Raw genomic sequence first — 26,290 nt, 5'->3', positions numbered from 1 at the left:
GCCGGCAATGCCGGCTCTTTTCTGCTATCGCAGCGATCCTGTGACGGACGGCCGCCAGCGTTTTACTGCCGCGTGCTGCCCGTCTCCACGCGTACACCCCGGTCACCGGCGGTGGAAGCGGTCTGCGTCACCAGCTGACCATCGACCACCGGCAGGCGATCGCTGGCCGGCTTGTCATTCATGCGCACGGTCTTCTCGAAGCCGTCGTAGCGATAGGTCACGTCGTAAGCCACCACGTTATCGGCATCGCCCAGCGAGATGCGCTCGCCCGGCTTGCTGTCCATGCGCATGGTGCCGGTGGTGCCATCGGCATTGCGGTAGGTCACGTCGTAGCCGACCACACGCGAGGACTGCGAGTTGGCGTTTTCGGTATGGCACTGGCGCTCGGTGCGATCGACCACGCGACCGCCGACATGGTTGCGGTCCACACGGTTACCGATCAGGCCGCCACCCACGGCGCCGGCCGCGGTCGCCAGCTTGCGGCCATTGCCGCCGCCGACCTGGTTACCGATCAGGCCGCCAATCACAGCGCCGGCCACGGTGCCGCCGACATTGCCGTCGCGCTCGGGAAGGCGCTCCTGCACCACCACGTCGCGGCAGACCTCGCGCGGCGAGGAGCTGGTGGTGGTTTCGCGAATGGCAGCGCTGTTGACGACCTGCGCGTACTGCGGTTCGCGCTGGCTGATCGGCGCCACCTTGACCACATCGGCGTATTCCAGACCCCGCGGTGCGGGCTCGCCATTGGCCACGAAATCACCGGACGATGGACGGTTGTTCATGAAAGCGGCAGTGGCCACGCCTCCGACCAGCAAGGCACCGGCGGCGACCAGTATAGTTGTCGTGTTGCTCTTCATGACCAGCTCCCTGCGGACGCGCCGCGTTGTTGACGGCGCTGATTCCAGCACGGGAACCCTGAACAAAAACGCCCTCGCTCATGAACGCGGCGGTTAAGTTCAGCTAGCGGTTACTTCATGGATCTCTAACAGCCGGAGCATTCGCATGCGAAATCCTCTTACCTCGCGCGCCCTGGAGTGGGCCGGCAAGCTGCGCTATCCGACGCTTTTCAAGCTGGCCGCAGCGCTGTTTCTGGTGGATCTGGTGATCCCGGACCCGATTCCGTTCCTGGACGAATTGCTGTTCGGCCTGACCACGCTGTTGCTGGCCAATTGGAAGACGCGCAAGGCGCCGCTGCCCGCACCGGTTCGCCGCGATTGATGCAACTGATCGACAGCCACTGCCATCTGGATGCCGGCGAGTTCGACCACGACCGCGCTGCGGTGATCGCACGCGCGCAGGCGGCCGGCATTACCCGGCAGGTGGTTCCGGCGATCACTGCCGCGAGCTGGCCTGGCCTGCGCGAGGTGTGCAGGCAGGCGCCGGGCCTGCATCCGGCCTACGGGCTGCACCCGATCTTTCTCGATCAACACCGCCCCGCGCACCTGGACCTGCTGGCCGAGTGGATCGAGCGCGAGCGCCCCTGCGCCATCGGCGAATGCGGACTGGACTTCTATCTGGACGGGCTGGATGCGCGCGCGCAGCGCGACTATTTCGATGGCCAGTTGCAGTTGGCCAAGCATTTCGACCTGCCGCTGATCGTGCACGCGCGCCGCGCCACCGAAGAAGTGATCGCCCGCATCAAGGCAGTCGGCGGCCTGCGCGGAGTGGTGCACAGCTTTGCCGGCAGTCCCGAACAGGCGCAGCAATTGTGGAAACTGGACTTTCTGATCGGCCTCGGCGGCCCGGTGACCTACCCGCGCGCCAATCGTCTGCGCGGACTGGTGGCGACGATGCCGCTGCAACACCTGTTGCTGGAAACGGATGCGCCCGATCAACCCGACGCGGCCATTCGCGGGCAACGCAACGAGCCGGTGCGCCTGACCACCGTGCTGGACTGCATCGCGCACCTCCGCAACCAGGCCGCTGCCGACATCGCCGCGCAGACCAGCGCCAACGCGGAGCGGTTATTTGGCCTGGCGGCCTGATTCACTACGCGGCGTCGCACCAGGCAACGTCACGCACAGGACTTACGACGCCGCAGCAACCTCGGCCGCCGGCCCGGCGACGGCGGCCTTGGGCTTGAGCAGCATCTCCAGCGCCTTGCCCACCGCGACAAACGCAAACGTGCCGGTGATGTGCGTGGCAGCGCCCAGCCCTGCCCCGCAGTCCAGCTTGAGCGTGGCATCGGCATCCAGTTGCGGGCGAATGCCGCAGACACTGCCGTCGGCCTGCGGATATTTGACGTTCTCCAGCGAATACACCGCCGGCACGCCGAAGTAGCGCTGCGGATTCTTGGGGAAGTTGAACTCGCTGCGCAGCTTCTTGCGGATCAGCGCCAGCATCGCATCATGCTCGGTGCGCGAAACATCGCGCACCCGCACCAGGGTGGGATCGGTCCGGCCACCGGCAGCGCCGACGGTCAACAACGGCAACTTGCGCCGACGGCACCATGCGATGGTTTCCACTTTCACCCGGAAACTGTCGCATGCATCGATGACCAGGTCGAAGTCGTCGCCGAGCAGGCTTTCGATATTGCCGGCAGTGAGAAACGACTCCACCGCGTCGGCGTCGATTTCCGGATTGATCGCCACACAGCGCTCGGCCATCGCGCGCGCCTTGTTGCGTCCGTACTGCCCCGCCAGCGCCGGCAATTGCCGATTGGTGTTGGACACGCACAGGTCGTCGGCATCGATCAGGCGGAGATGCCCGACGCCGGTCCGCGCCAGCGCCTCGACCACCCACGAGCCCACACCGCCCATCCCGACCACCGCCACGCGGCAGACCGACAGCCGCTCCACCGTGCCGACTCCATACAGCCGGTCGATCCCGGCAAAACGTTCACGCCATTGTGCTTTCATCGGCCTATTTTACGCGCGCCACCCGCGCGTTCACCAAGACGCATCATTCCGGAACCAGCATCTATGCCAGCCACGCCTCCCAGGCAATCACGTGCGACCCGCTACGCCTTCATGCTGGTGCTGGGTCTGTTGATCGGGCTGGTGACCACCGTCATGGTGGCGCGCGTGCTGCAGGCCAGACGCGACCCGGTGCCCGATAGCCTGATGCAGGTGATGGCCTACCAGCTGCGCGCGCTGCAGCCGGCAACCAGCAGCGCCTGCAAACCGCCCACGCAGCGGGCGCGACTGCAGTCGCTGCGCCTGTTGGCCGACGAATTGGAACCGGCCTTTCCTAATATTGGTGAGGACCGCCGCTTCATCGCCCATGCCCAGGCGCTGCGCGCAGTGCTGGAACAGGCCCAGCAGACGCCGCTGACGGATTGCGCAGCGACCGCAGGCGAAAAAAACCGCATTTCCGAGGCCTGTGAGGCCTGTCATCGCGAATTTCGTTGACCGCTCGCCCCACTGCGCGCGAAAGGCAGCAGATGGCCTCGGTAAATATGTCGTGCGGTTTTCGTTAAGCCTGGAGTGATCCAGTTGGCAGGCCGTTCACCCAGCGCGTTACAGGATGACGTCGCCGCGGCCCCGACCGCTTTTTTGAACACCCGGAGAGACTCCATGAAAACCCGACTGCTCGTCATCGGCCTGGCTGCCACCGTCACCCTGGTCGGCTGCGCCACCTCGCAGCCCCAATACGGCAGCTATCGCGGCGACCGTGGATACGACCAGGGCAGCCCGCAACAGGCACCACGCTGCGTGGATTGCGGCATCGTCACCCGCATCGATGAAGTGGGCCCGACCCGTAGCGCGCCCACCGGCACCGGCGCGGTGCTCGGCGGCATCGTTGGCGCAGTCGCCGGCCGCCAGATTTCCAAGGAAACCGGCGGCAGTAAGGGCAACAAGAACGTCTCGGCGGTGGCCGGTGCGGCCGCCGGCGCGCTGGCAGGCAACGCGATCCAGAACAACGTCACCAGCGACAGCTTCGATGTGCAGGTGCGCATGGATGATGGCCGCGTCATCGTGGTGAACCAGCGCGACCTGGCCGGCGTGCGCGAAAACGCCTACGTGCGCGTGGTCAATGGCAAGGTCGTGCTGCGCTGATCCAATCACGCAAGGCAGCAGCACCGACATCGCTCGCCACCAGGCAGGCGCTGTCGGTGCCGGGATTGGCATGCACATGTCGTGCAGTGCGGTTTTCCGTGCTGTCTGACCTGCCCGCAGTCTCCGGCCACATGCCGTCGGCAATGCGGCTCGTCGCGTGAAACAGCAGAAAGGCCCGGAAACGGGCCTTTCTGCTGCCTGCCTGGCGCAATACCGCGTTTGCGCGGCTCAGACCACCTGGACTGCATCGGCCTGCAGGCCTTTCTGGCCTTGCACGACGGTGAAGCTGACCTTCTGACCTTCCTTGAGACTTTTGAATCCCTGGATCTGGATCGCGCGGAAATGGACGAACACGTCCTCCCCGTTTTCGCGACTGATGAATCCAAACCCCTTGGCATCGTTGAACCACTTCACGACACCATTCTCGCGCTCGATGTTGGACATCTCGACTGACTCCCTACGACACTGTGATGGACTGGCGGTGGTCGCTGTGATTGCAAGGAGGAAGCGAGGTACAAGGATGTAGCGGATCGAGCGATCTACCGCATCAGGCCACGATTCGCGGTGACCTTTGCAAACAGCAGCGGCAGCAACTTAACCCGCAAAAAACCAATTTTCAAGCAGCCTTTTCGAATTTTGTCAAGGCCGAAACAGGACACTTCTGAACCATCATGGATACAACCGTTGTCTATTACGTCCTGGCTGGTGCGCTGGTGCTGGTTGGCCTGGCCGGCGTCGTGCTGCCGGCCTTGCCCGGCTTGCCCTTGGTATTGGCGGGCTTGCTGGTGGCCGCGTGGGCCGATGGCTTCAACCATGTCGGCTGGATTCCGCTGGTGGTCCTGGGCGTGATCACCGCGCTGTCGTTCGTGGTCGATTTTCTGGCAACCCTGTACGGGGCGCAGCGCGTGGGTGCCAGCAAGCTGGCGTTGTGGGGGTCGGTGATCGGCGCCATCGTCGGCATCTTCTTTATGCCCATCGGCCTGTTTGTCGGCCCGTTTGCCGGCGCATGGATCGGCGAGTACCACCAGACCCGTAAAACCGGCCAGGCGACCAAGGTCGGCATCGGTACCTGGCTGGGCATCATGCTCGGCACCGCGACCAAGCTGGCGCTGGGCCTGTGCATGCTCGGCGTGTTTGCGATCGCCTGGTTTTTCTAGCGCCCTGACCGCGGCCGGATCGCGCCGCGCTATCGGTGCGGCGGCACACGCTCGCCAACCAGTCCAGCTGGGGGCCATCCCCCGATCGGATGTTATGCCGGCGTGTACACATTGCGCATGCAGACGCGGCCGTTAAGCTTCGCATCTCTGCGCCGGCCTGGCGCTTTCACCATCGACCACACTGCCCATGTCCAGACACCGTACCCGCCCCTTGATGTTGATTGCACTGGCGGCCGCACCGCTGGCGCATGCGCAGGAAATCGCACCGACCCCGGCATCGCCGCAAGCCTGCACCTCGGTCACCTCCGATGCCGCGCGCCTTGCCTGCTACGACCAGGCACTGGGCCATACGCCGCAACTGACTGCCGAGGCCGACGCCGCCGCGCAGATGGCCAAGCAGAAGGACGCCCAGCCGCAGGACAAGCGCACGAGCAGCCGCGTCGGCGATTTCTTCCGCGCCGATGGCCAGGACCAACCCAAGGCCGAGGCGGTCGCCAACGCCGGCCGTGGCTCGCTGCTGGATCGCCGCTGGGAGCTGGCCAAGGATTCCAAGCTGGGCACGTTCCAGCTGCGCGGCTATAAGCCGGTGTATCTGTTGCCGGCGTTCTGGACCAGCAACTCCAACCGCACCCCGCAGTCGCCGAACCCGGCCAACTCGGTGTCCACGCCGCAACAACTGGACAGCACCGAGCTCAAGTTCCAGCTCAGCTTCAAGACCAAGGTGGTCGAGGATGTGTTCGGCGACAACGGCGACATCTGGATGGGCTACACCCAGAGTTCGCGCTGGCAGGCCTACAACGCCGATGCCTCGCGCCCGTTCCGCGAGACCAATTACGAGCCGGAAGCGATGCTGGTGTTCCGCAACAACTACAGCCTGTTCGGCTGGAAGGGCCGCATGAGCGGCATCAGCATCAATCACATGTCCAACGGCCGCGAAGATCCGTTGTCGCGGTCCTGGAACCGGGTCATCCTCAATGTCGGGCTGGATCGCGAGAACTGGGCGTTGACGCTGCGTCCGTGGTTCCGCATCAAGGAAGACCGCGTCGACGACAATAATCCCGATATCGAGGATTACATGGGCCGCGGCGACGCCACCCTGGTCTACAACAAGGACGGCCACGAGTGGGCGTTGATCGCGCGGCATTCGCTGCGCGGCGGCGACCGCTCGCACGGCTCGCTGCAGCTGGATTACGGCTTCCCGATCACCAACCTGCTGCGCGGCCATGTGCAGGTGTTCGACGGCTACGGCGAAAGCCTGATCGACTACAACCACAGGGCCACCTATATCGGCCTGGGCGTCTCGTTGCTGGAGTGGTTCTAAGCGCTCGTCGTGCACTGGCCGACGGCTTGCCGGCCAGTTGCCGCCGCCTCTGAAAGGGCTGCGCCGGCTATTGCGCTGCCCGCCTGCATGCGCGACCGAAATCCGCTGTGGCATGCACCACGCCAATCGCGATGCAACGCAGCGGCGACATCGGCCTGACTCGTACTCGCCATGCAAGTCGCCACCCGCCAGGCCGTCGATGACACGCCTGGCAGTCGCGCGGGTGGCGTCGTCGCGTTGGCCGGTGGCCTGCTGGCCACGTTAGCCGGCGCAGGCGGTTTCGTTGCAAAACGCTTGCGGCCGGGCACGCGGACTGGGAGCATGACGGCATCACCTCCCGTACACGGCCGAACAGGCCATCCCCGCCGACAGGACGTCCAATGGCCCGCCCGCATCGCTCCTTCTTCGCCTACGCTTCCGCGCTGCTCGGCGTGCTCAGTCTCCTGGGCGTGGTGTGCTTCCACTTCCCCGACCTGTTGACCAGCCGCGAATTCCGCGCAGCCTACAACGAGCAATTCGCCCGTCATCTACTTCTGGTGGGATTGGTCGCTGCGTTTTTGCTGGGCACCTTTGCCATCCTGCGCGACCGCAACAAGCGCATCGCCCTGGTCGGCGTGGGCAGCGCAACGCTGGCGGTCCTGTTTGGCGGCACCAACGTGCAGTTGGATACGATCGGCCGCACGCCCTACTCGCTCGGCCTGGACTGGTTTGTCATCTCGCTGTTTTTCTCGGCACTGGTCTTCGTGCCGCTGGAACGCTATCTGGGCAAGCGCCGCATTTCGCCGTTGCGCCCGGGCTGGCGCACCGATATCGGCTATTTTTTCATGAGCCATGTGCTGGTGCAGTTCATCCTCATCCTGGTCACCGCCTCCACCGGAAGCATCGCCGGACTGGCCGCATTTCCATCGCTGAAAGCGGCAATCCAATCCATGCCGGTGTGGGCACAGTTCCTGATCGCCGTGTTCGTCGCCGACATGGCGCAGGCATCGCTGCACCGGGCATACCACAACATTCCCTGGCTCTGGCGCTTCCACGCGGTGCACCATTCCAGCCGCGAAATGGATTGGCTGGCGGGGTCGCGCATCCATTTCGTGGAAATCGTGTTGACCCGTAGCGCGGTGTTGTTGCCGCTGCTGATCCTTGGCTTCTCGACACCGGCAGTCAACGCCTACGTGATTCTGGTCGGCCTGCAGGCAGTGCTTGCGCATTCCAATCTCGGCCTGCGTTTCGGCTGGCTGGAATATGTCCTGGTGTTGCCGCGTTATCACCATTGGCACCATGCGCGCCAGCAGGACTATATCGACGTCAATTACGCCATCCATCTTCCGTTGGTGGACATGCTGATGGGTACGTTCAAGCTGCCGCCGGATCGCGACGCCTGGCCGCAGGAGTACGGCGTGATGAAACTGGAAACGGTGCCCAAGGGGTTGATGCGCCAGCATCTGATGCCATTCCGTCGGCGCAAGACCTTCGACGATTATGTCGATTGACTCCGTCGCAGTGGCGATGAAGCGATTGCACGCAGCATGATCTGCCGACTGGCGCACAGTGAGCGCGCCACCTTATCCGTACGCGCACCAACCATGCAGTAACCACGGACTAACCGGCGTTTAGAAACACGTCGCAGCAGATGGACGCATGGCAAAGGCGTCGATGTGCATCTTGCCGATGGCGCAGGCACTGGCCGGCGCCATCGCCGAGGCGAACGATCCGCCAATCAGACGTCGAAGAAATCCACTTTGCCGTCTTTCAGCGTGTAATACGCGCCGACCACGCGCACATTGCCGGCGCGCAGCGGTTCGAGCAGCGCAGGTTCGGAGGCAGCACGCAGACGATCGACGGTGCGCTTGACGTTGGCCTTGACCGAGGCGGCCAGCAGATCCTCGCCCCCCTGGCTCTTGGCGGTCAGCACCGCCGGCACGATGGGCTCGATCATCGCGCCGATCGCGCCAGGGTAAAACGCGTTCTTTTCCACCACCGATACCGCTGCAGCCACCGCGCCGCAACTCTCGTGGCCCATCACCACCACCAGCGGAACACCGAGCTGACTCACCGCATATTCGATCGACCCCAGCGCAGTGGTATCGACGGTGTTGCCGGCATTGCGAACGATGAACATTTCACCCAGGCCGCGACCGAACAGCAGTTCCGGCGGCACGCGCGAATCCGAGCACGACACCAGGATCACGAACGGGGTCTGACCCAGCGCCAGTTCCAACCGGCGCCTGCTGTCGGAAATCACCTTCTTCGGGCGGTTTTCGACGAACGCGGCATTGCCGTCACGTAGAACCTGCAATGCCTGGCCGGCATTCAAATCGGTTTTCTTCGACGGTGCCGCGCGTACCGCCAACGGCAGGGACGCGGCAGCGGCCGCGATCGGCGCGCAGCAGGCGCATTGCAGCAGTTTTCGACGAGATGCGGAATGCGACATGGACGAGCCCCCCTGAGCTCTGAGTGTGTGCCGATCGTACACCGCAGCGGGCGCGGAAAATCGCTACACGGCGCAGTGATTCAACATTGCTCGCACGCTCACTGGACAATTCAGGTCCAGTCCGTCAGCCCTTCGCGGCGGTAGGTTTCCTGGAACGCCGGCCGGGCCTTCATGCGCTGCGCATGCGCCTGCAGCGCCGGCCAGGTATCGGTCGGACGCGGCATGTTGCGCGACCAGCGCATCAGCATGGTGAGCATGAAGTCGGCCGCCGACAGGGTCTGGCCCAGCAGGTACGGGCCAGTGGCCTGCAGGTGGGCATCGACCTGGCTCCAGGCCGCTTCGAGTTTGTGGCGTGCCTGCGCCTGCGCGGCATCGGCATGCTCGGCACCCGCCGGCTCGCCCGGGTAGAACCAGGCGCGATAGGCCGGCTGCAGCGTGTTGGCGCAGAAGAACATCCACTTGTAGTACGCGGCGCGCTCGGGCGCGCCGAGCGGTGGTGCCAGCCCGGCCTGCGGATGCAGGTCAGCCAGGTGCAACACGATCGCGGCCGCCTCGGTCAGCACCTGTCCGTCGAGCACCAGCGTCGGCACCACGCCGGCCGGATTGAGGGCCAGATAGTCGGCCGATTTCTGCTCGGCGCGCTCGAAGTCCAATGCGTGCAGGACGTGCGGCATATCGAGTTCGATCAGCAGCCAGTGCACGACAAATGCTGCGGTGCTGGGGGTGTGGTAGAGCGTGTTCGACATGAGACGTCCTGTGCGAATGAGTGCCGGGGGGCAGCGGTCTTCCAGCGCGATAACAGCAGCGTTGCATCCATGTTCGGCACGTAGACGGCTGGCGGGAATGCACGCCACATCGACAAAAAGAAAGCCGGAGGATGCACCGGCTTTCTCGCGACGACATGGCGTTGGATCAGGCTTCCACCACCACCGGAATCTTGCCGATGCGCGACTGCCATTCGCGCGGGCCGGTCTTGTGCACCGACTCGCCAGTGGAATCCACCGCCACGGTCACCGGCATGTCCTTGACCTCGAATTCGTAGATCGCCTCCATGCCCAGATCTTCGAACGCCAGCACGCGCGCGGCCTTGATCGCCTTGGACACCAGGTACGCCGAGCCGCCGACGGCCATCAGATAGACGGCCTTATTGTCGCGGATCGCATCGATCGCCGCATCGCCGCGCTCGGACTTGCCGACCATGCCGAGCAGGCCGGTCTGTTCCAGCATCTGGCGGGTGAACTTGTCCATGCGGGTGGCAGTGGTCGGGCCGGCCGGGCCGACCACTTCGTCGCGCACCGGATCGACCGGTCCGACGTAGTAGATGAAGCGGTTGGTGAAATCGACCGGCAAGGTTTCGCCCTTGTTGAGCATGTCGATCATGCGCTTGTGCGCGGCATCGCGGCCGGTCAGCAGCTTGCCGTTGAGCAGCACCACTTCGCCCGGCTTGAAGCTGGCGACTTCTTCGCGGGTGATGGTGTCCAGATTCACCCGGCGCGCGTTGGTCGGGTTGTAGGTGAGCTTGGGCCAGTCTTCCAGCGACGGCGGGTCCAGCATCACCGGGCCGCTGCCGTCCAGGGTGAAATGCGCGTGGCGGGTGGCGGCGCAGTTGGGAATCAGCGCCACCGGCAGGTTGGCGGCATGGGTCGGATAGTCCTTGACCTTGATGTCCAGCACCGTGGTCAGGCCGCCCAGGCCCTGCGCGCCGATGCCTAGCGCGTTGACCTTTTCGTACAGCTCCAGGCGCAGTTCCTCGGCCCGGTTGGAGGCGCCGCGCGCCTGCAGGTCGACGATGTCGATCGGCTCCATCAGCGCTTCCTTGGCCAGCAGCATGGCTTTTTCGGCAGTGCCGCCGATGCCGATGCCGAGCATGCCCGGCGGGCACCAGCCCGCGCCCATGGTCGGCACGGTCTTGAGCACCCAATCGACGATGGAGTCGGACGGGTTGAGCATCGCGAACTTGCTCTTGGCTTCCGAACCGCCACCCTTGGCCGCGACGATCACGTCAAGATGGTCGCCCGGCACGATCTTGGTGTTGACCACCGCCGGCGTGTTGTCCTTGGTGTTATGGCGCTTGCCGGCCGGGTCGGCCAGCACGCTGGCGCGCAGCTTGTTGTTCGGATGGTTGTAGGCACGACGCACGCCTTCGTTGACCATGTCTTCCACGCCCATGGTCGCGTCGTCCCAACGCACGTTCATGCCGATTTCGAGGAACACGGTGACGATGCCGGTGTCCTGGCAGATCGGGCGGTGGCCCTCGGCGCACATGCGCGAGTTGATCAGGATCTGTGCAATCGCGTCCTTGGCGGCCGGCGACTCTTCGCGCTCGTAGGCGGCCGACAGATTCTTGATGTAGTCGACCGGGTGGTAGTAGCTGATGTACTGCAGCGCATCGGCGACGGACTGGATGAGGTCTTCCTGCTTGATCGAGGTCACGGCTGGCTCTACGGCTGGCGGGGGCAATCCCGACATTTTAGTCGAAACTTCAGGCGTGTCCGGGCGTTGCGTCAATCGAAGCGATTGATCGGGCAACCGATCGCGCGGGGCCGGCACGAGGCACGGGCGCGCTGCAGGCCATCGACCGCGTTGCCTGGCAAGCGTGCAGTCAGCGGCGCCACGGCGACCGCGCGCAAATGTCGCAGGGCGCACCGATGCACCTCCAAACACCCCATGCCCACGCGTGGCGCTGCACACTAACCCCATGTCAGCTTCCCGATCAGGCGCCACTGCGCCCGCCGCCGCGCGTACCGGCCCCACCCTGCGCGAGCGCCTGAATGCCTTGCGCAACCTGCCGCCGTTCCTGCGCCAGATCTGGCAGACCAGCCGCTGGTTGAGCGCCAGCAGCATCGGCCTGCGCGTGCTGCGCGCGTTGATGCCGGTGGCGACGCTGTACATCGGCAAGCTGATCATCGACGAGGCCATCCACCTGGTCGGCCAACCGCCGGCCTTCGACTCGCTGGCGCAGGCACTGGGCAGCGGCCGCTTGAACCGGTTGCTGGAATTGCTGGCACTGGAACTGGCGCTGGCAATCGGCTCGGACCTGCTTGGCCGGCTGGTCGGCTATGCCGATGCGCTGCTGTCGGAACTGTTCAACAACGCCGCCAGCGTGCGCCTGATGGAGCACGCCGCGCAGCTGGATCTGGAGGATTTCGAGGATCCCGACCGGCAGGACAAGCTGGATCGCGCGCGGCGCCAGACCATGAACCGCATGAACCTGATGAGCCAGTTGTTCGGCCAGGTGCAGGACGCCATCACCGTGGTCAGTCTGGCGGTGGGCCTGGTGGTGTATGCGCCGTGGTTGATCCTGCTGCTGGCGATCGCCCTGATCCCGGCCTTCATCGGCGAGGCGCATTTCAATGCGCTGGGCTATTCGCTCAACTTCCAGTGGACGCCGGAGCGGCGCCAGCTCGACTACCTGCGCCAGGTCGGCGCCAGCGTCGAGACCGCAAAAGAAGTCAAGATCCTCAACCTGCACCGCTTCCTGATCGCGCGCTATCGCCGCCTGGCCGACAAGTTCTTCCAGGCCAATCGCGCACTGGCGCGCAAGCGTGCGTTGTGGGGCGCACTGCTGGCTGCGCTGGGCACCCTGGGCTACTACATGGCCTATGGCTATATCGCCTGGCGCACCGTGCGCGGCGATTTCAGCATCGGCGATCTGACCTTTCTGGCCGGTAGCTTCCTGCGCTTGCGCCAGCTGCTGGAAGGCCTGTTGATCGGGTTTTCGCAGGTCGCCGGGCAGGCACTGTATCTGGACGATCTGTATTCGTTCTTCAACATCGTGCCGGAAATCCGCTCGCGCCCGAATGCGCTACCGGTACCGCGACCGATCCGCCAGGGCTTCGTGTTCGAGGACGTGGGCTTCCGCTACCCGGATGCCGAGCAGTGGACGGTGCGGCATCTGGATTTCGAACTGCGCGCCGGCGAAGTGCTGGCGCTGGTCGGCGAAAACGGCGCCGGCAAGACCACCCTGGTCAAGCTGCTGGCACGGCTGTACGACCCGGACGAGGGCCGCATCCTGCTCGATGGCCACGACCTGCGCGATTACGATCTGGACGACCTGCGCGCCAACCTGGGGGTGATCTTTCAGGACTTCGTGCGCTATCACCTGAGCGTGGGCGAGAACATCGGCGTCGGCCAGGTCGATGCGATGGATGATGCGCCACGCATCCAGGCCGCTGCGCAGCGCGCGATGGCCGGCGAGCTCATCGACAGCCTGCCCGATGGCTACGACCAGCTGATCGGCCGCCGCTTCAAGAACAGCGTGGACCTGTCCGGCGGGCAATGGCAGAAGATCGCCATCGCACGCGCCTACATGCGCGATGCGCAGCTGATGATCCTGGACGAACCCACCGCCGCACTGGATGCGCGCAGCGAGTTCGAGGTATTCCAGCGCTTCAAGGAGCTCTCCGACAACCGCACCGCCGTGCTGATCTCGCATCGTTTCTCCAGCGTGCGCATGGCCGACCGCATCCTGGTGCTGGCCGATGGGCGCATCGAAGCCAACGGTACCCATGCAGAATTGATGGCGCAGGGCGGGCGCTATGCGGAGCTGTTCGAGCTGCAGGCGGCAGGGTATCGATGAGGCGGGGAATCGGGAATGGGGAGTCGGGAATCGTTAGAAGCGGCGTTCCCGACGTCTGATAGGTACTGAGCGCCCTGATCCGAGCGCGTACGGGATCATTCGGCAACTGCACCCATTCCCGATTCCCCATTCCCGGCAGCCAAATGAGAGTTCATCTCATTTGACCGGCTTGAGGTAGAATTGGCGGGGACTCTTTCCCACGACACTTACCGGTATGTCTTCCGCTTTCGGCGCCGAAACGGTGCTTGAGGTCCGTCATTGGACCGATGCCTACTTCAGCTTCACCACGACCCGCGATGCCGGTTTCCGCTTCGAAAACGGCCAGTTCGTGATGATCGGGCTGGAAACCGAAACCCGGCCGTTGCTGCGCGCGTATTCGATCGCCAGCGCCAACTGGGAAGAGCATCTGGAGTTCTTCAGCATCAAGGTGCCGGACGGCCCGCTGACCTCGCGGCTGCAGCACATCAAACCGGGCGACAAGGTGCTGGTCGGCAAGAAGCCCACCGGCACGCTGTTGATCAGCGACCTGCACCCGGGCCGCAACCTGTACCTGCTGGGCACCGGCACCGGCCTGGCGCCGTGGCTGTCGATCATCAAGGACCCGGAAACCTACGAGCGCTTCGACAAGGTGATCCTCACCCAGGGCGTGCGCTTCGTGCAGGATCTGGCCTACCGCGACTACTTCGAGCGCGAGCTGCCGCAGCACGAATTCCTCGGCGACCTCCTGCGCGACAAGTTGCTGTACTACCCGGCGGTCACGCGCGAAGCCTTCGCCAACCAGGGCCGCCTGACCGAGCTGATGGCCGATGGCAGCATGCAGCAGACGCTGGGCCTGCCGACCCTGGATCCGGCCAACGACCGTTTCATGATCTGCGGCAGCCCGCAGATGCTGGCCGACCTGCGCACCCTGCTGGATGCGCGCGGCTTCCAGACCTCGCCGCGCATCGGCACGCCGGGCCATTACGTCTTCGAGCGCGCGTTCGTCGAGAAGTGATGCGGTACGCACGACACCTTCGGTGTCGTAGCGTGTGCTTGCGCGCCATGAGGCTTCATTCCTGGAGCCTCGTCTGGCATACCCGTGCTCTTACTTGTGCGTTGAGGGCATGCCGCTAGCGAGACATGCACGCCTGCCACTCAGCCGAGCGCACGCTCGATATCCGCAGCCAGGGCGTCCGGCTTGGTGGTCGGCGCGTACCGTTCCAGCACCGTGCCGTCGCGGCCGATCAGGAACTTGGTGAAGTTCCACTTGATCGCCTGCAATCCCAGCACGCCACGCTGTTCGTGCTTGAGCCATTGCCACAGGGGATGCGCGCCGCTGCCATTGACCTCGATCTTTGCCGACAGCGGAAAATCCACCGAATAATCGAGCGAGCAGAACTGGCGGATCTGCGCAGCATCGCCCGGCTCCTGATGACCGAACTGATCGCACGGGAAACCGATCACCACCAACCCGCGCTCGCGATAGCGTTGCCACAGCGCCTGCAGGCCTGCGTACTGCGGCGTAAAACCGCATTTCGACGCGACATTGACCACCAGCACCACCTTGCCGGCGTAATCGCGCATCGACTGCGTGCGACCTTCCAGGTCGGTGAATTCAAAACTGGAAACATCCCCCATGGCAGCCTCGACGTGTGCAAAGACCGCAGCGTAGCGCAGCCGACCGCGTTGCTGTATCGCCATCGCAAAGCGCCTTCGGCAAGAACGCAAGGCAGGCTGTCGCCAGATCCGACATCGTGCCTGGCCGCCAGCGTCGGGCAGACAAAACGACGAACTCGACTGAAAATGGCCGCGTGGAAACCAGGACGGCACCCGCAACGTCGTGCGCGGTCGTCAGCTGCATGGGACAGCGCGGCGCAAGCCGAATGCACGACCTGGAACGCGCCGCACCAAGAGCGACCAACACAACGTTGCGAGCAGTCCTCAGGTGCGCGTGGACGGCGCGCTCGAAACCGGCATGGACGTGTGGCACACGCCGATTGCGAGCACCGGAAGCGTCCGCCTGTCACCTGTGCAGCTTTTTTAGCCGCTCCAAGCGACGGCTGCGCCTGCCAACGGCAACGCGATTGTCTTGTGAGTCGCCCTCACCCACCGAGCCGCACTTGTCGCGTCCGCCTGATGGCGCCGCAATGACCTCGCAGCCATGCCTTTTGTCACACGCCTGTCCCGGCCGGCTGGGTTAGCCTCGGCGGTTCGCACTTTGGAGCAACTCTCTTGACCACCCGTCTCGCCTTTGCCCTGGCCGCTTCCCTGGGACTTGCCATGCCGTCCTACAGCATCGCCGCACCCGCCACCACGCAGGCTGCCGCACACGCCAACCCGTTCTTCGCCGACAGCACGCTGCCGCTGCATTACCCACAGTTCGACAAGATCACCGACAGCGATTTCGCACCTGCCTTCGACGCCGGCATGACCGAGCAATTGAAGGAAGTGGAAAAGATCGCCAACCAGAAGGCCAAGCCGAGCTTCGACAACACCCTCATCGCGCTGGAGAAGAGCGGCGCCACGCTGGATCGCGCCACCACGGTGTTCTTCAACCTGGTCGGTGCCGATACCAACGACGCGCGCAAGAAACTGCAGGCCGATTATTCGGCCAAGTTTGCCGCGCACCGCGATGCGATCTCGCTCAATGGCAAGCTGTTTGCACGCATCCAGACCTTGTACGACCAACGCAGCACGCTGGGGCTGGACGCACAAGGTGTGCGCCTGGTCGAGAAGTACTACAGCGACTTCGTCCGCGACGGCGCCAAACTCTCCGATGCCGACAAGACCACGCTCAAGGCGATGAATGCCGAGCTGGCCAACCTGGGCACCACCTTCAGCCAGAACGTGCTGGCGGAGGTCAATGCTGCGGCCGTTGTCGTCGATGACGTCAAGCAGCTGGATGGCCTGTCAGACGAGCAGATCGCCGCTGCCGCCGAAGCGGCCAAGGCGCGCAAGCTCGACGGCAAATACGTGATCGCGCTGCTCAACACCACCGGCCAGCCGCCGCTGACCCAGCTGAAGAATCGCGACCTGCGCAAGAAGATCTACGACGCCTCGGTGTCGCGTGGCAGCCACGGCGGCCAGTACGACAACACCGCATTGGTGGCGCGCATCATGAAGCTGCGCGCCGACAAGGCCAAACTGCTCGGCTTCCCGACCTACGCCGCGTATTCGCTGGAAAACCAGACCGCCAAGACCCCGGAAGCGGTCAACGCGATGCTGGGCAAACTGGCCCCGGCCGCAGTGGCCAACGCCAAGCGCGAGGCCGCCGATCTGCAGGCGATGATCGACAAGGAACAAAAAGCCGCACGCAAGCCCACCTTCAAGCTCGAAGCCTGGGATTGGGCCTACTACAGCGAGAAGGTGCGCCAGGCCAAGTACAACTTCGACGAGTCGCAGCTCAAGCCGTACTTCGAACTGAAGAACGTGCTGGAAAACGGCGTGTTCCATGCGGCCAATCAGGAATACGGCCTGACCTTCAAGCAGCGCACCGACCTGCCCACCTACCGCGACGACATCACCGTCTACGACGTGTTCGATGCAGACGGCAAGCAGCTGGCGATCTTCATCGCCGACATGTACGCGCGCGAATCCAAGCGCGGTGGCGCATGGATGAACTCCTACGTGTCGCAGTCGGCGCTGACCGGGTTCAAGCCGGTGGTCGCCAATCACCTCAATATTCCCAAGCCGCCGGCCGGCCAGCCCACGTTGCTGACCTGGGACGAAGTGACCACCATGTTCCATGAGTTCGGCCATGCGCTGCACGGCATGTTCTCGGACGTCAAATACCCGTATTTCTCCGGCACCAGCGTGCCGCGCGACTTCGTCGAGTTCCCCTCGCAGGTCAACGAAATGTGGGCCGACGAGCCGTCCATCCTGAAGAACTACGCCAAGCATTATCAGAATGGCACGCCGATGCCGCAGGCATTGCTGGACAAGGTGATTGCGGCGTCCAAGTTCAACCAGGGCTTTGCCACCACCGAGTATCTGGGTGCGGCCATGCTCGACCAGAACTGGCACCAGCTCAGCGCCAACCAGGTGCCCGACGCAGCCGGGGTGATGGCCTTCGAGGCCAAGGCCTTGCAGCAGGACGGCATTGCCTACGCGCCGGTGCCGCCGCGCTACAAGACCCCGTATTTCAGCCACATCATGGGCGGTTACGCGGCTGGCTATTACGCCTACATCTGGTCCGAGGTGCTCGACGCCAACACCCAGCAGTGGTTCAAGCAGCATGGCGGGTTGAGTCGCGCCAACGGCGACCGCTTCCGCAAGACCCTGCTCTCGCGCGGCGGCAGCGTGGACGCGATGGAGCTGTTCCAGAACTTCGCTGGTCATGCACCGCAGATCGAACCGCTGCTGGAAAAACGCGGACTGAGCGAACCAGCGGAAACCCCGCGCCGCTGAGTGTGAAGCTGCCGGTGTAGGCGGCGCCGCGACCTTTTTGCCAAAGAAAGGCCGCCCGCGTTGCCTCCCTTCTCCCGCAGGCGGGAGAAGGAATTGTCGCGGCGTCCTGCAACGCAACGGCGCCCGGTCACGCCGGGCGCCGTTGGACTTGCGCTCACCATGAATGGCGCGACATCCGTCGCACCGACACAGGTTGGATTACTGGACCTGGCCCGACGCACTGGCATTGGCGTCGGCCGCCGCCGAACCGCTGGTACCGCCCTGCACATTTCCCGCCTGCACGGCGCCAGACCCGGAGGCGCTGCCACCACCCGATACCCGCGCCGACGACGGGTTCACGTTGGCATCGACACGGTGCGATGCACTGCCGTCAGCCGTGCCGCCGCCACTCAGTGCAGGCGTCTCCAGCGTGCTGGCATTGCCGGCAGCACCTGCCCCGCCGACCGTCTGCATGCCTGCCGTGCCTGTCGCACGGGCCGCAGTCTGAGCGCTACCGGCAGCGCCGTTGACGCTGTTACGCGCCGTACGCGCGGTATTGCGCGCGGTCGACACACCGTTGGCAGCGGTCGTATCGGCAAGGGTCTGCGCGCCCATGGCCGCATGACCGGCGGCATCCTGCGTCGCCGATGCAGCGGCGGCACCGCGTGCCGCCGTGCGCTGCGTTGCGCTACGCACATGCCGCGACTGCGCATCGATTGCGTTCTTCGCGCCGCCCACCGCAGAGCCGGCATCCAGCGTCCCGGCACCGGCGGCGTTGCCGCCTAGCGTCGCACCACCGACTCCACCGACCGTGCCGCCCACCGTGCCACCCAGGCCACCCGCACCGCCGAGTACCTGCGCGCCAGCCAAGCCAGGGCTCAGTGCCAGCATCGCGGCAACCACTGCACCGGGGATCAAGGTCTTGCTGTTCATCGCGTTCTCCTGCTCTGCCACAGGCAATCTGCGGCTCTCACCCACCTATACGAACCGGACGCGAGCGCACATCCCGACCACCGGGTGCGCAGACAGGCAACATTCACCCGCCCGGCGCGCGTTGCAGCGGGAGATCCTCTCCCAGCACGCCGTTGCCGTACACCGGGTCCACACCGCTGGCGCCGAGGTCGCGCGCGCGGCGCTGCAACTGCGCACGCAGCATTGCGGCGGCCTGCGGGTCGGGCTTGGACAGGGATTGCGCGGCGATTCGCGCCACCAACGGCGCGGCGAACGAAGTCCCACGCTGCTGCTTCCACTGCCCCTGCGGCGCGGCGGCAATGACCTCGCCGATCGCGGCGAAGGCCACCTGCGTGCCGCGACCGGCTTCGGGCAGTACGCGTCGCCGCGTGTCGAGCGCCGTCACGCCGATCACGCCTGGATAGGCCGCCGGATACAGCGGCGGCGCCGCCGGTCCATCGTTACCGACGGCCGCCACCAGCAGATGGCCGCGCGCGACCAGCGCCGCCACCGCGCGTTCCAGCAGCCGGTTGGGTGCACCGATCAGGCTGATATTGATCACCGCAACGTCTTGCTGCGCCATCCAGGCCAACGCAGCAACCAGCTCGACCGCTGCGCCATCGGTGGGAGTGCCGCAATAGAGATCGGCCGCATACAAGGTGCGCGCGATGGGGCCGTGCGCCACCGCGCGTCCGGCCAACAGGGATGCGACCGCGGTGCCGTGGGTCTGAGCAAGCGCGCGTCCGTCGCATCCCCAGCGCTGCACGTCCACGCCGGCCAGCGCTGGATGCGCGGCATCGACCCCGCTGTCGATCAGCCCCACGCGAAACCCCGCCGCCGCATCGGTCGCTGCCGGGGCTGGAGACGCAGGCGTAGCGGCCGGAAGGCGAGTGGCTGACTCGCTATAGAGATGGTTGTAGACATACTCGCCCTGCGGATCGAGCTGGCGCAGCCGCTGCATCGCCCGTTGCGTGGACATACCCGGCGGGGCGTGCAACACCACCACGCGCAAGCCGAGCGCATCGAAGCCGCGTTGCTCGCCGACCACGAAACCGGCCGTCTGCGCTGCCTGCAAGGCAGCCGGACCCGGCGCCAGCGCCACGATCTGGCCGCGCACCACGATGGCGCCGTCGGCATCGCGATCCAACTCGCGCGGACGGGCGCGCAGCAGCGCGTCCAGACGTTGCCTGCGCAAACGCTGCAGATCGCCCTGCGCCTGCTGAAAGGAGCGATCCAGCGTGGCCGGCAACGCCGGTACGGCTTGCGTCACGTCTTGTACCAGCCCACCGGCAGAGGGCAACGCCAGCTGCGCCGACGCCGGCGGGCCGACCACCAACGCCGCCAGCCACAGCCAACGCGTCCACGCTACTTTCGCCATCGCCCACCCTGCCGTGGTTGCTTGCCGCACGCCATGCCACACTAATCGCGTATCGACGACGCACCGTGAACGCCTCGCCGCGTGGACGGAAGAAAACCACCTTGCCGAACGTAGTGCTGATGAAAGAGCGCGATCCCGTGGCAACCGTCGGCGATGGCATCTGCGCGCTGCTGCCGCGATTGCGGCGCTTCGCGCGGGCCATTGCCGGCCATCCGGCCGATGCCGACGACCTGCTGCAGATGGCGATCGAACGCGCCTTGCGTCATGCCGAGCAGTGGCGACCGGAGACGCCACTGCAGTATTGGCTGTTCGGCATCATCCGCCACGCGTGGCTCGATGAGGTCCGCGCGCAGCGGCGCAGACGGCAGCTGTTCGTCGGTGCCGCAGAAGGCGAGCAGGTCGGCGACAGCCCAATGGAGCGCCAGCAGCAATGGATGGCGGTACAGGCGGCCATGGCCAGGTTGCCCGACGAGCAGCGTTGGCCGATCGCATTGGTGTTGATCGAGGGATTGTCGTACCGGGACGCCGCAGCGGTCCTGGACATCCCGATCGGCACGCTGACCAGCCGCCTGGCGCGCGGCAGGGAGGCGCTGCAGGCGTTATTGGAGGAACAGACGTGAACGAGATCGACCAAGCCACCCTGCAGGCCTACGCGGACGGCGCGTTGACGCCCGAGCAGGTCGAGCGGATCGAGGCCGCGCTCGCAACCGATCCGCAGCTAGCCGCCGCAGTGCGCACGCTGCAACGCGTGAATGCGCAACTGCGTGCCGGCTTCGCACCGGTGCTCGACGAACCCATACCGGTGCGCCTGCTGGAAGCGGCGCGGCGGCGCCCGCCGATCACACCGCAGACATCCTCCGACACTGCCACCGTTGCGCCCATCCGCGCACCTGCGCGGACCGCATCGCGGCAGCCGATCCGGCGCTGGGCCGTGCCGGCATCCATCGCCGCCGCGCTGCTGGTCGGCATCTGGATCTGGCAACGCCAGCCGCCGCAGCCCGCACCATCGGCCGCGCTGGCCGAGCAAGGACACGACGCCAGCGGCGCGCTCGCCCTGGCGTTGGACCGCCAGCTCTCCAGCGACCGGCAAGGCGACGTCCGCATCGGCTTGAGTTTTCGCGCGCGCGATGGCCGCTATTGCCGCAGCTTTTCGCTGAAACGCAGCAGCGCTGGACTGGCCTGCCGCCAGGGCGAGCGCTGGCGCGTCGAACTGGTGTCGCCGCTACCGCAGCAAGGCGACGAGGGCGAATTGCGCATGGCCTCCAGCGCGATGCCCGCAGCGGTATTGACTGCCATCGACGCTCGCATCGACGGCCAGGCCCTGGACGCGGACGACGAACGCGGCGCACGCGCGCAGCACTGGCGCTGACACCTCCCGTTGTCGGCGACGGCGCTGCCCGCTAGCGAACCCGGATGCAACCGCGAACCGGACTCCCGGCATCCGCATTCGCGGCGGACGTGGTCATCCTTCGGCGACGGCGTCCACGCTCTCCAGCAGCTTCTTGAGCAGCTTTTCCAGACGCACCTGTTCGACCTCGCTTAGCGCGGCGGTCTCTGCATTCAACAAGGTGCAGGCATCGGGCAACAGGCTTTCGATCAGGGCCAGGCCCGCCGGCAGCAGGGTCAATGCGATCTTGCGACGATCATCGGGACTGCTGCCGCGCGCGATCAGTCCCTTCTCGCACAGCTGATCGGTAAGCCGGGTGATATTGGCCGGCTTTTCGCTTGCAGCCTCCGCCACCTCGGTCGGCGTGATCGCCTGCTCCGGCGTGCCGTAGAGCATCATCAGGATTTCGTATTCCGGCGGGGTTATCCCGTAAGGCTTGAGTCGTGCGCAGCCGTGTGTGTGCAGTCGCTTGTAGAGATGTTTGATCAACCTCACCAGCACGGCCGGCTCCCGTGGGAATGCCGGGTACCGCACACAGGTATGGTCCACGCGATTTGCGGTTGGATCGAAGCTGCTCATATCACCCGTTTGGTTGCACTATTGAATGCCCAGGCCATTCAATCACATCGCCTGCGGGGCGACATCTCAACGTGCGAAGAGATGTACATATTCCGGCGCGACCCACGGGAGTAACGTGGCGGCGGCAACATCGGCTGTTTGCGTGCCATCCGAGTACGGCCCGACCTGATACGGCGGAAACACGAAGCGCAACGCCGTGATCTGCCCGGCCGCGTTCAATAACGGAATGAACTGCGAGAAGTTGTCGCTCTGCGCCGCTGTGCCTTCGGCGATCATGCGATCGGCCGATGCAACCTGTTCGGCCTGCTGTTCGACCGGCACGCGATCGGCCTCCACCCGTTGGGCGGCGGCGTCGTGCAGTTGTGCGGCCACCGCGCGACCGATCTTCTCCCAGCCGGCCGGGTCGGGAATCAACGCCTGCGCAGTGAGTTGCTTGCGCTGCTTGACCAGCCACACGAAGCGCGCCACCAGCGGCTCGCCGTGTGCACCGCCGGTATAGCGGCTGCCATCGGCGGCGACCACGATCAGGTCAGCGGTCTGCAATACCGTCTCGAATGCCAGCGACAATTCGTACGGCGCGGCCGGCTTGTCGTTGCCGAGGCCGGAGACCGCCTCCATCAATTCGGTACGCGCGTCCTGCGCATAGCTGCGGATCGCGGCGGCTAGTTCCGGATACGCATCCAGCCCGCGCGGATAGCTGATGCCGACCATGTAGGCAGGCGCATGCTCGATGACGTCTTCCAGCGGACCGCTCTGCACGAGAACCGGTTCGGCGGGCGGCGCGGTTGCGGCCGCTGCATCGGCTGCAGGCTCGGCCGGCTCCACCGTGGCGGGCTCGCGCTGCTTACACCCTGCCAGCAAGGCCAGCATCAACAGGCCCCACGCTGCGTTTACTCCAAACAACCGCCCCATTCCCACTGCTCCCCTGATCGAATAAGCACTGCTGGCGATCAGGCCAGCAGATCCTGAAACTCTTGATGCCGACGGAGATACGCATCGGCGTAACTGCAAGCGGGCACGACCTTCAGGCCGGCCTCGCGTGCATGGTTCAACGCGGCCTGCACCAGCACGCCGGCAATGCCGCGTCCACCGATCGCATCCGGCACCTGCGTATGGGTGATGGTCATGGTCTGGCCTTCAAGACGGTACGCCAGTTCGGCATGGTGTCCATCGCTCTCGACAGCGAAACGCTGCTGCGTCGAATCGTGCTCTGCGTGCACTGTCACTGACTCCATTGGCGTCTGCACACGGCAGCGAATTACAGCAAGTGTGACCAGCGCCATGCCGCGCCTGCGTGAAAGTGAATCGATGCTGTGACCTGAAACGCAGCCTGCGTCGAACGCCCTTAAGTTCACCTGCGTAGCGCCGATAGCTGACCCGAAGGCGCTTGCTGCACCGGTCTCCGGTAGCCGTCGAGGCCTTCGCCTTACCTACGAGGAGTCATCGCATGCACAACGATTCGGCAGGGCACAGCGCAGACAGCGACAGTTCGTTGCTGGAAGGCCTGTTCCAGCTCGCCATCAACGGCGACACCCACAGCCAGGACTTCGCGCAGCTCAACGACACGGTCTACCGGCGCCTGCAGCAGGCCTATGGCGCCGCATCTGGCGGTCCCGCCAACGCCGACCAGGAACGCAGCGCGGCCTGAGCCAGCCCACCTTGTCCACCAGGATCCGTCACCCCGTTGGCGGTCCTGACCAGGTTGCCGCAGACAACCTGCCAGCACCAATGACCGGCCCGGACTGCGGCCGAGCCGTTGTCCCGCATGTCACGCTCAGCCGAAGCGCGGATTGGATAGCTGCTCCAGAAACACCTGCCACACGCGTGGCTCCATGATCAGCATGAACATCACACCGAACGCAGCGCCGGCCAGATGTGCGCTGTGGTTGACGTTGTCGCCGCCACGGCGGTCCATCCAGATGCTGTAACCGACGTAGAACACCGCATAGATGATCGCCGGTGCCGGAATGAACAGCACCAGGATGATGGTCCACGGTTGCAGCAGGATGAAGGCGAACAACACCGCCGACACCGCACCGGACGCGCCAAGGCTCAGGTAATTGGGATTCTTCTGGTTCTTCAGGTAGCTGGGCAGGATCGACACCACCAGCGCAAACAGATAGAACAGCGGATAGGTCAGCACGCTGCCGGTCAGCCGCGCCATCACCTGTTCGATATACCGCCCGAAGAAGAACAGCGTGATCATGTTGAAGACCAGATGACCCAGATCGGCATGGATGAAGCCGTAGGTCACCAGGCGGTCGTATTGCTTGTGCTTGTCCAGGGCAGGCGGCCACAGGATCAGGCGGTCGTGCAGCTGGCGATTATTGAAGGCCATCCACGAGACGATGCCGGTGATGGCGATCAGGATCAGGGTAATCATGCGGACCTCAGGCAGAACGGTAATTGTCGACCATGCGATACCGGCGTGCGTATAGCCCGAAGGCTAATGCCGCCAGAAACGCGAAGGCCGCGAAGAAGAACATCAGGAATGCCGCTTCGCTGAGTCCAGTATCGGCGATGTGGGAGGTCACCGTCGCGTTGCGCACCGCCACATTCGACAGCAGCACCCACAGATTGCCCACCGTGGTGGTCAGATACCAGAAGCTCATCACCACGCCCTTCATCGAGGGCGGCGCCTGGCTGTAGGCGAACTCGATCCCGGTGGCCGACACCAGCACCTCGCCGAAGGTCAGCAGCGCATAGGGCAGGATCTGCCAGGCGATGTGCATCGGCTCGCCGCCGTCCATGCTGATCTGGATGGCACCGACCGCGATCCAGGCCAGGCCGCTGAAGGCGATGCCGCAGGTCATGCGACGCAGCGCGGTCGGCTCCCAACCGCCACGCCGCAGCAAGGGGTACAGCACCAGATTGTTGAACGGGATCAGCAGCATCACCAGCAGCGGATTGAGCGCCTGCATCTGCGAGGCGGTGAACCAGGCCGGCATGGTCATTTCGCGTCCCTGCAGCACCCAGGTCGAGGCCTTCTGATCGAACAGCGAAAAGAACGGCGTCACCAGCGCGAAGATCACCAGCACCCGCAGCAACGCACGCACGCCTTCGACCGCAGCATCCGGATGTGCACCGCGTGCGCGTTCCAGCTGCCACCAGGTGCCGCCGCCGATGCCTCCCAGCACCAGCACCAACGCCAGGCACAGACAGACCACGATGCCCAATTGTTCGACCAGCACAAAACAGCCCAGCGCCAGCACCATCGACAGCGCCGCCAGCAGCAGGCCGGGCCGGCCTTGTCCCGGCGCACGCGCCAGCAATGCCGTGCGCACCACCGCGCCGAAGGCATGCGGATCCTTGGGCGGCAACGGCACCAGCACATAGCGCTTGCGACCCAGCCAGAACACCAGCGTGGCCACGAGCATCAGGATGCCGGGAATGCCGAACGCCCACGCCGGGCCGAAGTTTTTCAGCGCCAGCGGAATCAGCAACGAGGCGAACAGGGAGCCGAAGTTGATGATCCAGTAGAAGGCGTCGAACACCACCTTGGCCCTGTGCTTGTTGGACTGGTCGAACTGGTCGCCCATGAACGAGGCCACCAGCGGCTTGATGCCGCCCGCCCCCAGTGCGATCAATCCCAGCCCGACGAAGAATCCAGTACGGCTGCCTTCGAACAGCGCCAGGCATGCGTGACCGGCGCAGTACACCAGGCTGAACCACAGAATGGTGTTGTATTTACCGAAGACGCGATCGGCCAACCAGCCGCCGAGCAGCGGGAAGAAGAACACCCCGATCATAAAGCTGTGCAGGATGTGCTTGGCTTCGGTTTCACGACCGGGCCCGCTGACCTCGTTCAACAGCAGCGAGGTGATCAGGAACTGCACCAGGATGTTGCGCATCCCGTAGAAGCTGAAACGCTCACAGGCTTCATTGCCGATGATGAAAGGAATCTGGCGCGGCAACCGCGCACCGGCATCGGGAGCCGGCAAGGTGGAGGTGGTCAAAGGCAGTCCGGTCGAGCAGAAAACACGCGCTATCGTACCGGGGGGTAGCGTCCGGCCGCCATCGCGACCATTGGACACGCCGTTGCGTGCGTCAACGCTGTTGCGCTCGCTAGCGCAGGAGCCGTCCGCTTTGCATAGTCGTTTGCATCGTCGTTGGACCTGCCTGTGCTGGAAGCGCGTTCGAGCCAGCT

General features: G+C 64.9%; 27 protein-coding genes and 1 other RNA gene. 13 read left to right on the top strand and 15 right to left on the bottom strand.

Annotated features, from left to right (window positions below):
• Positions 1-62: 62 nt before the first annotated feature.
• Positions 63-854: a glycine zipper 2TM domain-containing protein gene (locus GGR62_RS00980; protein WP_184406034.1), complete on the bottom strand. Its 792-nt coding sequence runs from the start codon at positions 852-854 to the stop codon at positions 63-65.
• Positions 855-999: 145 nt separating this feature from the next.
• Here GGR62_RS00980 and GGR62_RS00975 point away from each other — a divergent pair, with 145 nt between their 5' ends.
• Together GGR62_RS00975 and GGR62_RS00970 are read left to right on the top strand one after the other, a co-directional pair.
• Entirely contained in the window at positions 1,000-1,215 is a 216-nt protein-coding gene (locus GGR62_RS00975) for a DUF6116 family protein (protein ID WP_184406032.1), read from the top strand.
• The gene (locus tag GGR62_RS00970; protein ID WP_184406030.1) at positions 1,215-1,982 is read left to right on the top strand and encodes a TatD family hydrolase; all 768 of its coding nucleotides are present in this window, start codon (positions 1,215-1,217) and stop codon (positions 1,980-1,982) included. The genes GGR62_RS00975 and GGR62_RS00970 overlap by 1 nt, the downstream gene beginning before the upstream one ends.
• A gap of 42 nt (positions 1,983-2,024) precedes the next feature.
• Here the strand turns inward: GGR62_RS00970 and GGR62_RS00965 are convergent, their stop codons facing one another.
• The gene (locus GGR62_RS00965) at positions 2,025-2,855 is read right to left on the bottom strand and encodes a tRNA threonylcarbamoyladenosine dehydratase (RefSeq protein WP_184406028.1); all 831 of its coding nucleotides are present in this window, start codon (positions 2,853-2,855) and stop codon (positions 2,025-2,027) included.
• 63 nt (positions 2,856-2,918) lie between these two features.
• Between GGR62_RS00965 and GGR62_RS00960 the strand changes: the two genes are divergently transcribed.
• Both GGR62_RS00960 and GGR62_RS00955 read left to right on the top strand, forming a co-directional pair.
• On the top strand, positions 2,919-3,347 hold the full coding sequence (locus tag GGR62_RS00960; protein ID WP_184406026.1) for a hypothetical protein: 429 nt from the start codon (positions 2,919-2,921) through the stop codon (positions 3,345-3,347).
• A 165-nt stretch (positions 3,348-3,512) separates the two neighbouring features.
• Entirely contained in the window at positions 3,513-3,995 is a 483-nt protein-coding gene (locus GGR62_RS00955; RefSeq protein ID WP_184406024.1) for a glycine zipper 2TM domain-containing protein, read from the top strand.
• A gap of 228 nt (positions 3,996-4,223) precedes the next feature.
• Here GGR62_RS00955 and GGR62_RS00950 read toward each other — a convergent pair whose 3' ends face one another.
• Positions 4,224-4,439, bottom strand: a complete 216-nt coding sequence (locus GGR62_RS00950) for a cold-shock protein (RefSeq protein WP_003483561.1) — start codon at positions 4,437-4,439, stop codon at positions 4,224-4,226.
• 227 nt (positions 4,440-4,666) lie between these two features.
• On the opposite strand from GGR62_RS00950, the gene GGR62_RS00945 reads away from it, so the two are divergent.
• The 3 genes from GGR62_RS00945 to GGR62_RS00935 all read left to right on the top strand — a co-directional run bounded on the left by GGR62_RS00945 (position 4,667) and on the right by GGR62_RS00935 (position 7,963).
• Positions 4,667-5,152: a DUF456 domain-containing protein gene (locus GGR62_RS00945; RefSeq protein WP_184406022.1), complete on the top strand. Its 486-nt coding sequence runs from the start codon at positions 4,667-4,669 to the stop codon at positions 5,150-5,152.
• 187 nt (positions 5,153-5,339) lie between these two features.
• Entirely contained in the window at positions 5,340-6,473 is a 1,134-nt protein-coding gene (locus GGR62_RS00940) for a phospholipase A (protein ID WP_184406020.1), read from the top strand.
• A 380-nt stretch (positions 6,474-6,853) separates the two neighbouring features.
• Positions 6,854-7,963, top strand: coding sequence for a sterol desaturase family protein (locus tag GGR62_RS00935; protein ID WP_184406018.1), 1,110 nt, complete (start codon positions 6,854-6,856; stop codon positions 7,961-7,963).
• A gap of 227 nt (positions 7,964-8,190) precedes the next feature.
• On the opposite strand, the gene GGR62_RS00930 is transcribed toward GGR62_RS00935, so the two are convergent.
• The 3 genes from GGR62_RS00930 to GGR62_RS00920 form a co-directional block, all read right to left on the bottom strand.
• Positions 8,191-8,829 (bottom strand): carbonic anhydrase, encoded by a 639-nt coding sequence (locus GGR62_RS00930; protein WP_184406313.1) that lies wholly within the window; start codon positions 8,827-8,829, stop codon positions 8,191-8,193.
• A 185-nt stretch (positions 8,830-9,014) separates the two neighbouring features.
• Positions 9,015-9,650: a glutathione S-transferase family protein gene (locus GGR62_RS00925; RefSeq protein ID WP_184406017.1), complete on the bottom strand. Its 636-nt coding sequence runs from the start codon at positions 9,648-9,650 to the stop codon at positions 9,015-9,017.
• Between the two features lie 166 nt (positions 9,651-9,816).
• Positions 9,817-11,337 carry a fumarate hydratase gene (locus GGR62_RS00920; RefSeq protein WP_184406015.1) on the bottom strand — a complete coding sequence of 507 codons (1,521 nt, stop codon included), beginning with the start codon at positions 11,335-11,337 and terminating at the stop codon, positions 9,817-9,819.
• Positions 11,338-11,602: 265 nt separating this feature from the next.
• Here GGR62_RS00920 and GGR62_RS00915 point away from each other — a divergent pair, with 265 nt between their 5' ends.
• Both GGR62_RS00915 and GGR62_RS00910 read left to right on the top strand, forming a co-directional pair.
• The gene (locus tag GGR62_RS00915) at positions 11,603-13,483 is read left to right on the top strand and encodes an ABC transporter ATP-binding protein (protein WP_184406014.1); all 1,881 of its coding nucleotides are present in this window, start codon (positions 11,603-11,605) and stop codon (positions 13,481-13,483) included.
• A gap of 214 nt (positions 13,484-13,697) precedes the next feature.
• The gene (locus GGR62_RS00910) at positions 13,698-14,477 is read left to right on the top strand and encodes a ferredoxin--NADP reductase (protein ID WP_184406012.1); all 780 of its coding nucleotides are present in this window, start codon (positions 13,698-13,700) and stop codon (positions 14,475-14,477) included.
• A 140-nt stretch (positions 14,478-14,617) separates the two neighbouring features.
• Here GGR62_RS00910 and GGR62_RS00905 read toward each other — a convergent pair whose 3' ends face one another.
• Both GGR62_RS00905 and GGR62_RS00900 read right to left on the bottom strand, forming a co-directional pair.
• Positions 14,618-15,100: a glutathione peroxidase gene (locus GGR62_RS00905; protein ID WP_184406010.1), complete on the bottom strand. Its 483-nt coding sequence runs from the start codon at positions 15,098-15,100 to the stop codon at positions 14,618-14,620.
• A 277-nt stretch (positions 15,101-15,377) separates the two neighbouring features.
• Positions 15,378-15,454: non-coding RNA, sX9 sRNA (locus tag GGR62_RS00900), on the bottom strand.
• A gap of 240 nt (positions 15,455-15,694) precedes the next feature.
• Here GGR62_RS00900 and GGR62_RS00895 point away from each other — a divergent pair.
• Complete coding sequence (locus GGR62_RS00895) at positions 15,695-17,869, top strand: M3 family metallopeptidase (RefSeq protein WP_184406009.1); 2,175 nt, start codon at positions 15,695-15,697, stop codon at positions 17,867-17,869.
• A 198-nt stretch (positions 17,870-18,067) separates the two neighbouring features.
• Here the strand turns inward: GGR62_RS00895 and GGR62_RS00890 are convergent, their stop codons facing one another.
• Both GGR62_RS00890 and GGR62_RS00885 read right to left on the bottom strand, forming a co-directional pair.
• On the bottom strand, positions 18,068-18,781 hold the full coding sequence (locus tag GGR62_RS00890; protein ID WP_184406007.1) for a hypothetical protein: 714 nt from the start codon (positions 18,779-18,781) through the stop codon (positions 18,068-18,070).
• Positions 18,782-18,884: 103 nt separating this feature from the next.
• A complete protein-coding gene (locus tag GGR62_RS00885; protein ID WP_221228971.1) occupies positions 18,885-20,177 on the bottom strand; it encodes a S8 family serine peptidase in 1,293 nt (430 codons plus the stop codon).
• A gap of 119 nt (positions 20,178-20,296) precedes the next feature.
• On the opposite strand from GGR62_RS00885, the gene GGR62_RS00880 reads away from it, so the two are divergent.
• Both GGR62_RS00880 and GGR62_RS00875 read left to right on the top strand, forming a co-directional pair.
• Complete coding sequence (locus tag GGR62_RS00880) at positions 20,297-20,797, top strand: RNA polymerase sigma factor (RefSeq protein ID WP_184406312.1); 501 nt, start codon at positions 20,297-20,299, stop codon at positions 20,795-20,797.
• On the top strand, positions 20,794-21,546 hold the full coding sequence (locus tag GGR62_RS00875; protein ID WP_326520224.1) for a hypothetical protein: 753 nt from the start codon (positions 20,794-20,796) through the stop codon (positions 21,544-21,546). Before GGR62_RS00880 ends, GGR62_RS00875 begins: the two co-directional genes overlap by 4 nt.
• A 93-nt stretch (positions 21,547-21,639) precedes the next feature.
• Here the strand turns inward: GGR62_RS00875 and GGR62_RS00870 are convergent, their stop codons facing one another.
• The 3 genes from GGR62_RS00870 to GGR62_RS00860 all read right to left on the bottom strand — a co-directional run bounded on the left by GGR62_RS00870 (position 21,640) and on the right by GGR62_RS00860 (position 23,378).
• Positions 21,640-22,143 (bottom strand): MarR family transcriptional regulator, encoded by a 504-nt coding sequence (locus GGR62_RS00870; protein WP_184406003.1) that lies wholly within the window; start codon positions 22,141-22,143, stop codon positions 21,640-21,642.
• Positions 22,144-22,209: 66 nt separating this feature from the next.
• Positions 22,210-23,055, bottom strand: coding sequence for a DUF3298 and DUF4163 domain-containing protein (locus GGR62_RS00865; RefSeq protein ID WP_184406001.1), 846 nt, complete (start codon positions 23,053-23,055; stop codon positions 22,210-22,212).
• A 38-nt stretch (positions 23,056-23,093) separates the two neighbouring features.
• Positions 23,094-23,378 (bottom strand): GNAT family N-acetyltransferase, encoded by a 285-nt coding sequence (locus tag GGR62_RS00860; protein ID WP_184405999.1) that lies wholly within the window; start codon positions 23,376-23,378, stop codon positions 23,094-23,096.
• Between the two features lie 212 nt (positions 23,379-23,590).
• Between GGR62_RS00860 and GGR62_RS00855 the strand changes: the two genes are divergently transcribed.
• On the top strand, positions 23,591-23,791 hold the full coding sequence (locus GGR62_RS00855) for a hypothetical protein (RefSeq protein WP_184405997.1): 201 nt from the start codon (positions 23,591-23,593) through the stop codon (positions 23,789-23,791).
• Positions 23,792-23,917: 126 nt separating this feature from the next.
• Here GGR62_RS00855 and GGR62_RS00850 read toward each other — a convergent pair whose 3' ends face one another.
• Both GGR62_RS00850 and GGR62_RS00845 read right to left on the bottom strand, forming a co-directional pair.
• A complete protein-coding gene (locus GGR62_RS00850) occupies positions 23,918-24,526 on the bottom strand; it encodes a rhomboid family intramembrane serine protease (RefSeq protein WP_184405995.1) in 609 nt (202 codons plus the stop codon).
• Between the two features lie 7 nt (positions 24,527-24,533).
• Positions 24,534-26,099, bottom strand: coding sequence for an oligopeptide:H+ symporter (locus GGR62_RS00845; protein WP_184405992.1), 1,566 nt, complete (start codon positions 26,097-26,099; stop codon positions 24,534-24,536).
• Positions 26,100-26,290: the final 191 nt, after the last annotated feature.

It is taken from the genome of Xanthomonas sp. 3075, from assembly GCF_014197275.1.
Lineage (GTDB): Bacteria > Pseudomonadota > Gammaproteobacteria > Xanthomonadales > Xanthomonadaceae > Xanthomonas > Xanthomonas campestris_B.
This window is presented reverse-complemented; position numbering and strand designations above follow the sequence as displayed.

Excerpts from the sequence above, each read along its gene's own strand:
- GGR62_RS00910 (WP_184406012.1), top strand. The coding sequence starts at position 13,698 with ATGTCTTCCGCTTTCGGCGCCGAAACGGTGCTTGAGGTCCGTCATTGG.
- GGR62_RS00965 (WP_184406028.1), bottom strand. The coding sequence starts at position 2,855 with ATGAAAGCACAATGGCGTGAACGTTTTGCCGGGATCGACCGGCTGTAT.
- GGR62_RS00860 (WP_184405999.1), bottom strand. The coding sequence starts at position 23,378 with ATGGAGTCAGTGACAGTGCACGCAGAGCACGATTCGACGCAGCAGCGT.
- GGR62_RS00885 (WP_221228971.1), bottom strand. The coding sequence starts at position 20,177 with ATGGCGAAAGTAGCGTGGACGCGTTGGCTGTGGCTGGCGGCGTTGGTG.
- GGR62_RS00925 (WP_184406017.1), bottom strand. The coding sequence starts at position 9,650 with ATGTCGAACACGCTCTACCACACCCCCAGCACCGCAGCATTTGTCGTG.
- GGR62_RS00935 (WP_184406018.1), top strand. The coding sequence starts at position 6,854 with ATGGCCCGCCCGCATCGCTCCTTCTTCGCCTACGCTTCCGCGCTGCTC.
- GGR62_RS00955 (WP_184406024.1), top strand. The coding sequence starts at position 3,513 with ATGAAAACCCGACTGCTCGTCATCGGCCTGGCTGCCACCGTCACCCTG.
- GGR62_RS00915 (WP_184406014.1), top strand. The coding sequence starts at position 11,603 with ATGTCAGCTTCCCGATCAGGCGCCACTGCGCCCGCCGCCGCGCGTACC.
- GGR62_RS00950 (WP_003483561.1), bottom strand. The coding sequence starts at position 4,439 with ATGTCCAACATCGAGCGCGAGAATGGTGTCGTGAAGTGGTTCAACGAT.
- GGR62_RS00945 (WP_184406022.1), top strand. The coding sequence starts at position 4,667 with ATGGATACAACCGTTGTCTATTACGTCCTGGCTGGTGCGCTGGTGCTG.
- GGR62_RS00970 (WP_184406030.1), top strand. The coding sequence starts at position 1,215 with ATGCAACTGATCGACAGCCACTGCCATCTGGATGCCGGCGAGTTCGAC.
- GGR62_RS00975 (WP_184406032.1), top strand. The coding sequence starts at position 1,000 with ATGCGAAATCCTCTTACCTCGCGCGCCCTGGAGTGGGCCGGCAAGCTG.
- GGR62_RS00905 (WP_184406010.1), bottom strand. The coding sequence starts at position 15,100 with ATGGGGGATGTTTCCAGTTTTGAATTCACCGACCTGGAAGGTCGCACG.
- GGR62_RS00890 (WP_184406007.1), bottom strand. The coding sequence starts at position 18,781 with ATGAACAGCAAGACCTTGATCCCCGGTGCAGTGGTTGCCGCGATGCTG.
- GGR62_RS00880 (WP_184406312.1), top strand. The coding sequence starts at position 20,297 with ATGAAAGAGCGCGATCCCGTGGCAACCGTCGGCGATGGCATCTGCGCG.
- GGR62_RS00850 (WP_184405995.1), bottom strand. The coding sequence starts at position 24,526 with ATGATTACCCTGATCCTGATCGCCATCACCGGCATCGTCTCGTGGATG.
- GGR62_RS00960 (WP_184406026.1), top strand. The coding sequence starts at position 2,919 with ATGCCAGCCACGCCTCCCAGGCAATCACGTGCGACCCGCTACGCCTTC.
- GGR62_RS00980 (WP_184406034.1), bottom strand. The coding sequence starts at position 854 with ATGAAGAGCAACACGACAACTATACTGGTCGCCGCCGGTGCCTTGCTG.
- GGR62_RS00855 (WP_184405997.1), top strand. The coding sequence starts at position 23,591 with ATGCACAACGATTCGGCAGGGCACAGCGCAGACAGCGACAGTTCGTTG.
- GGR62_RS00870 (WP_184406003.1), bottom strand. The coding sequence starts at position 22,143 with ATGAGCAGCTTCGATCCAACCGCAAATCGCGTGGACCATACCTGTGTG.
- GGR62_RS00865 (WP_184406001.1), bottom strand. The coding sequence starts at position 23,055 with ATGGGGCGGTTGTTTGGAGTAAACGCAGCGTGGGGCCTGTTGATGCTG.
- GGR62_RS00940 (WP_184406020.1), top strand. The coding sequence starts at position 5,340 with ATGTCCAGACACCGTACCCGCCCCTTGATGTTGATTGCACTGGCGGCC.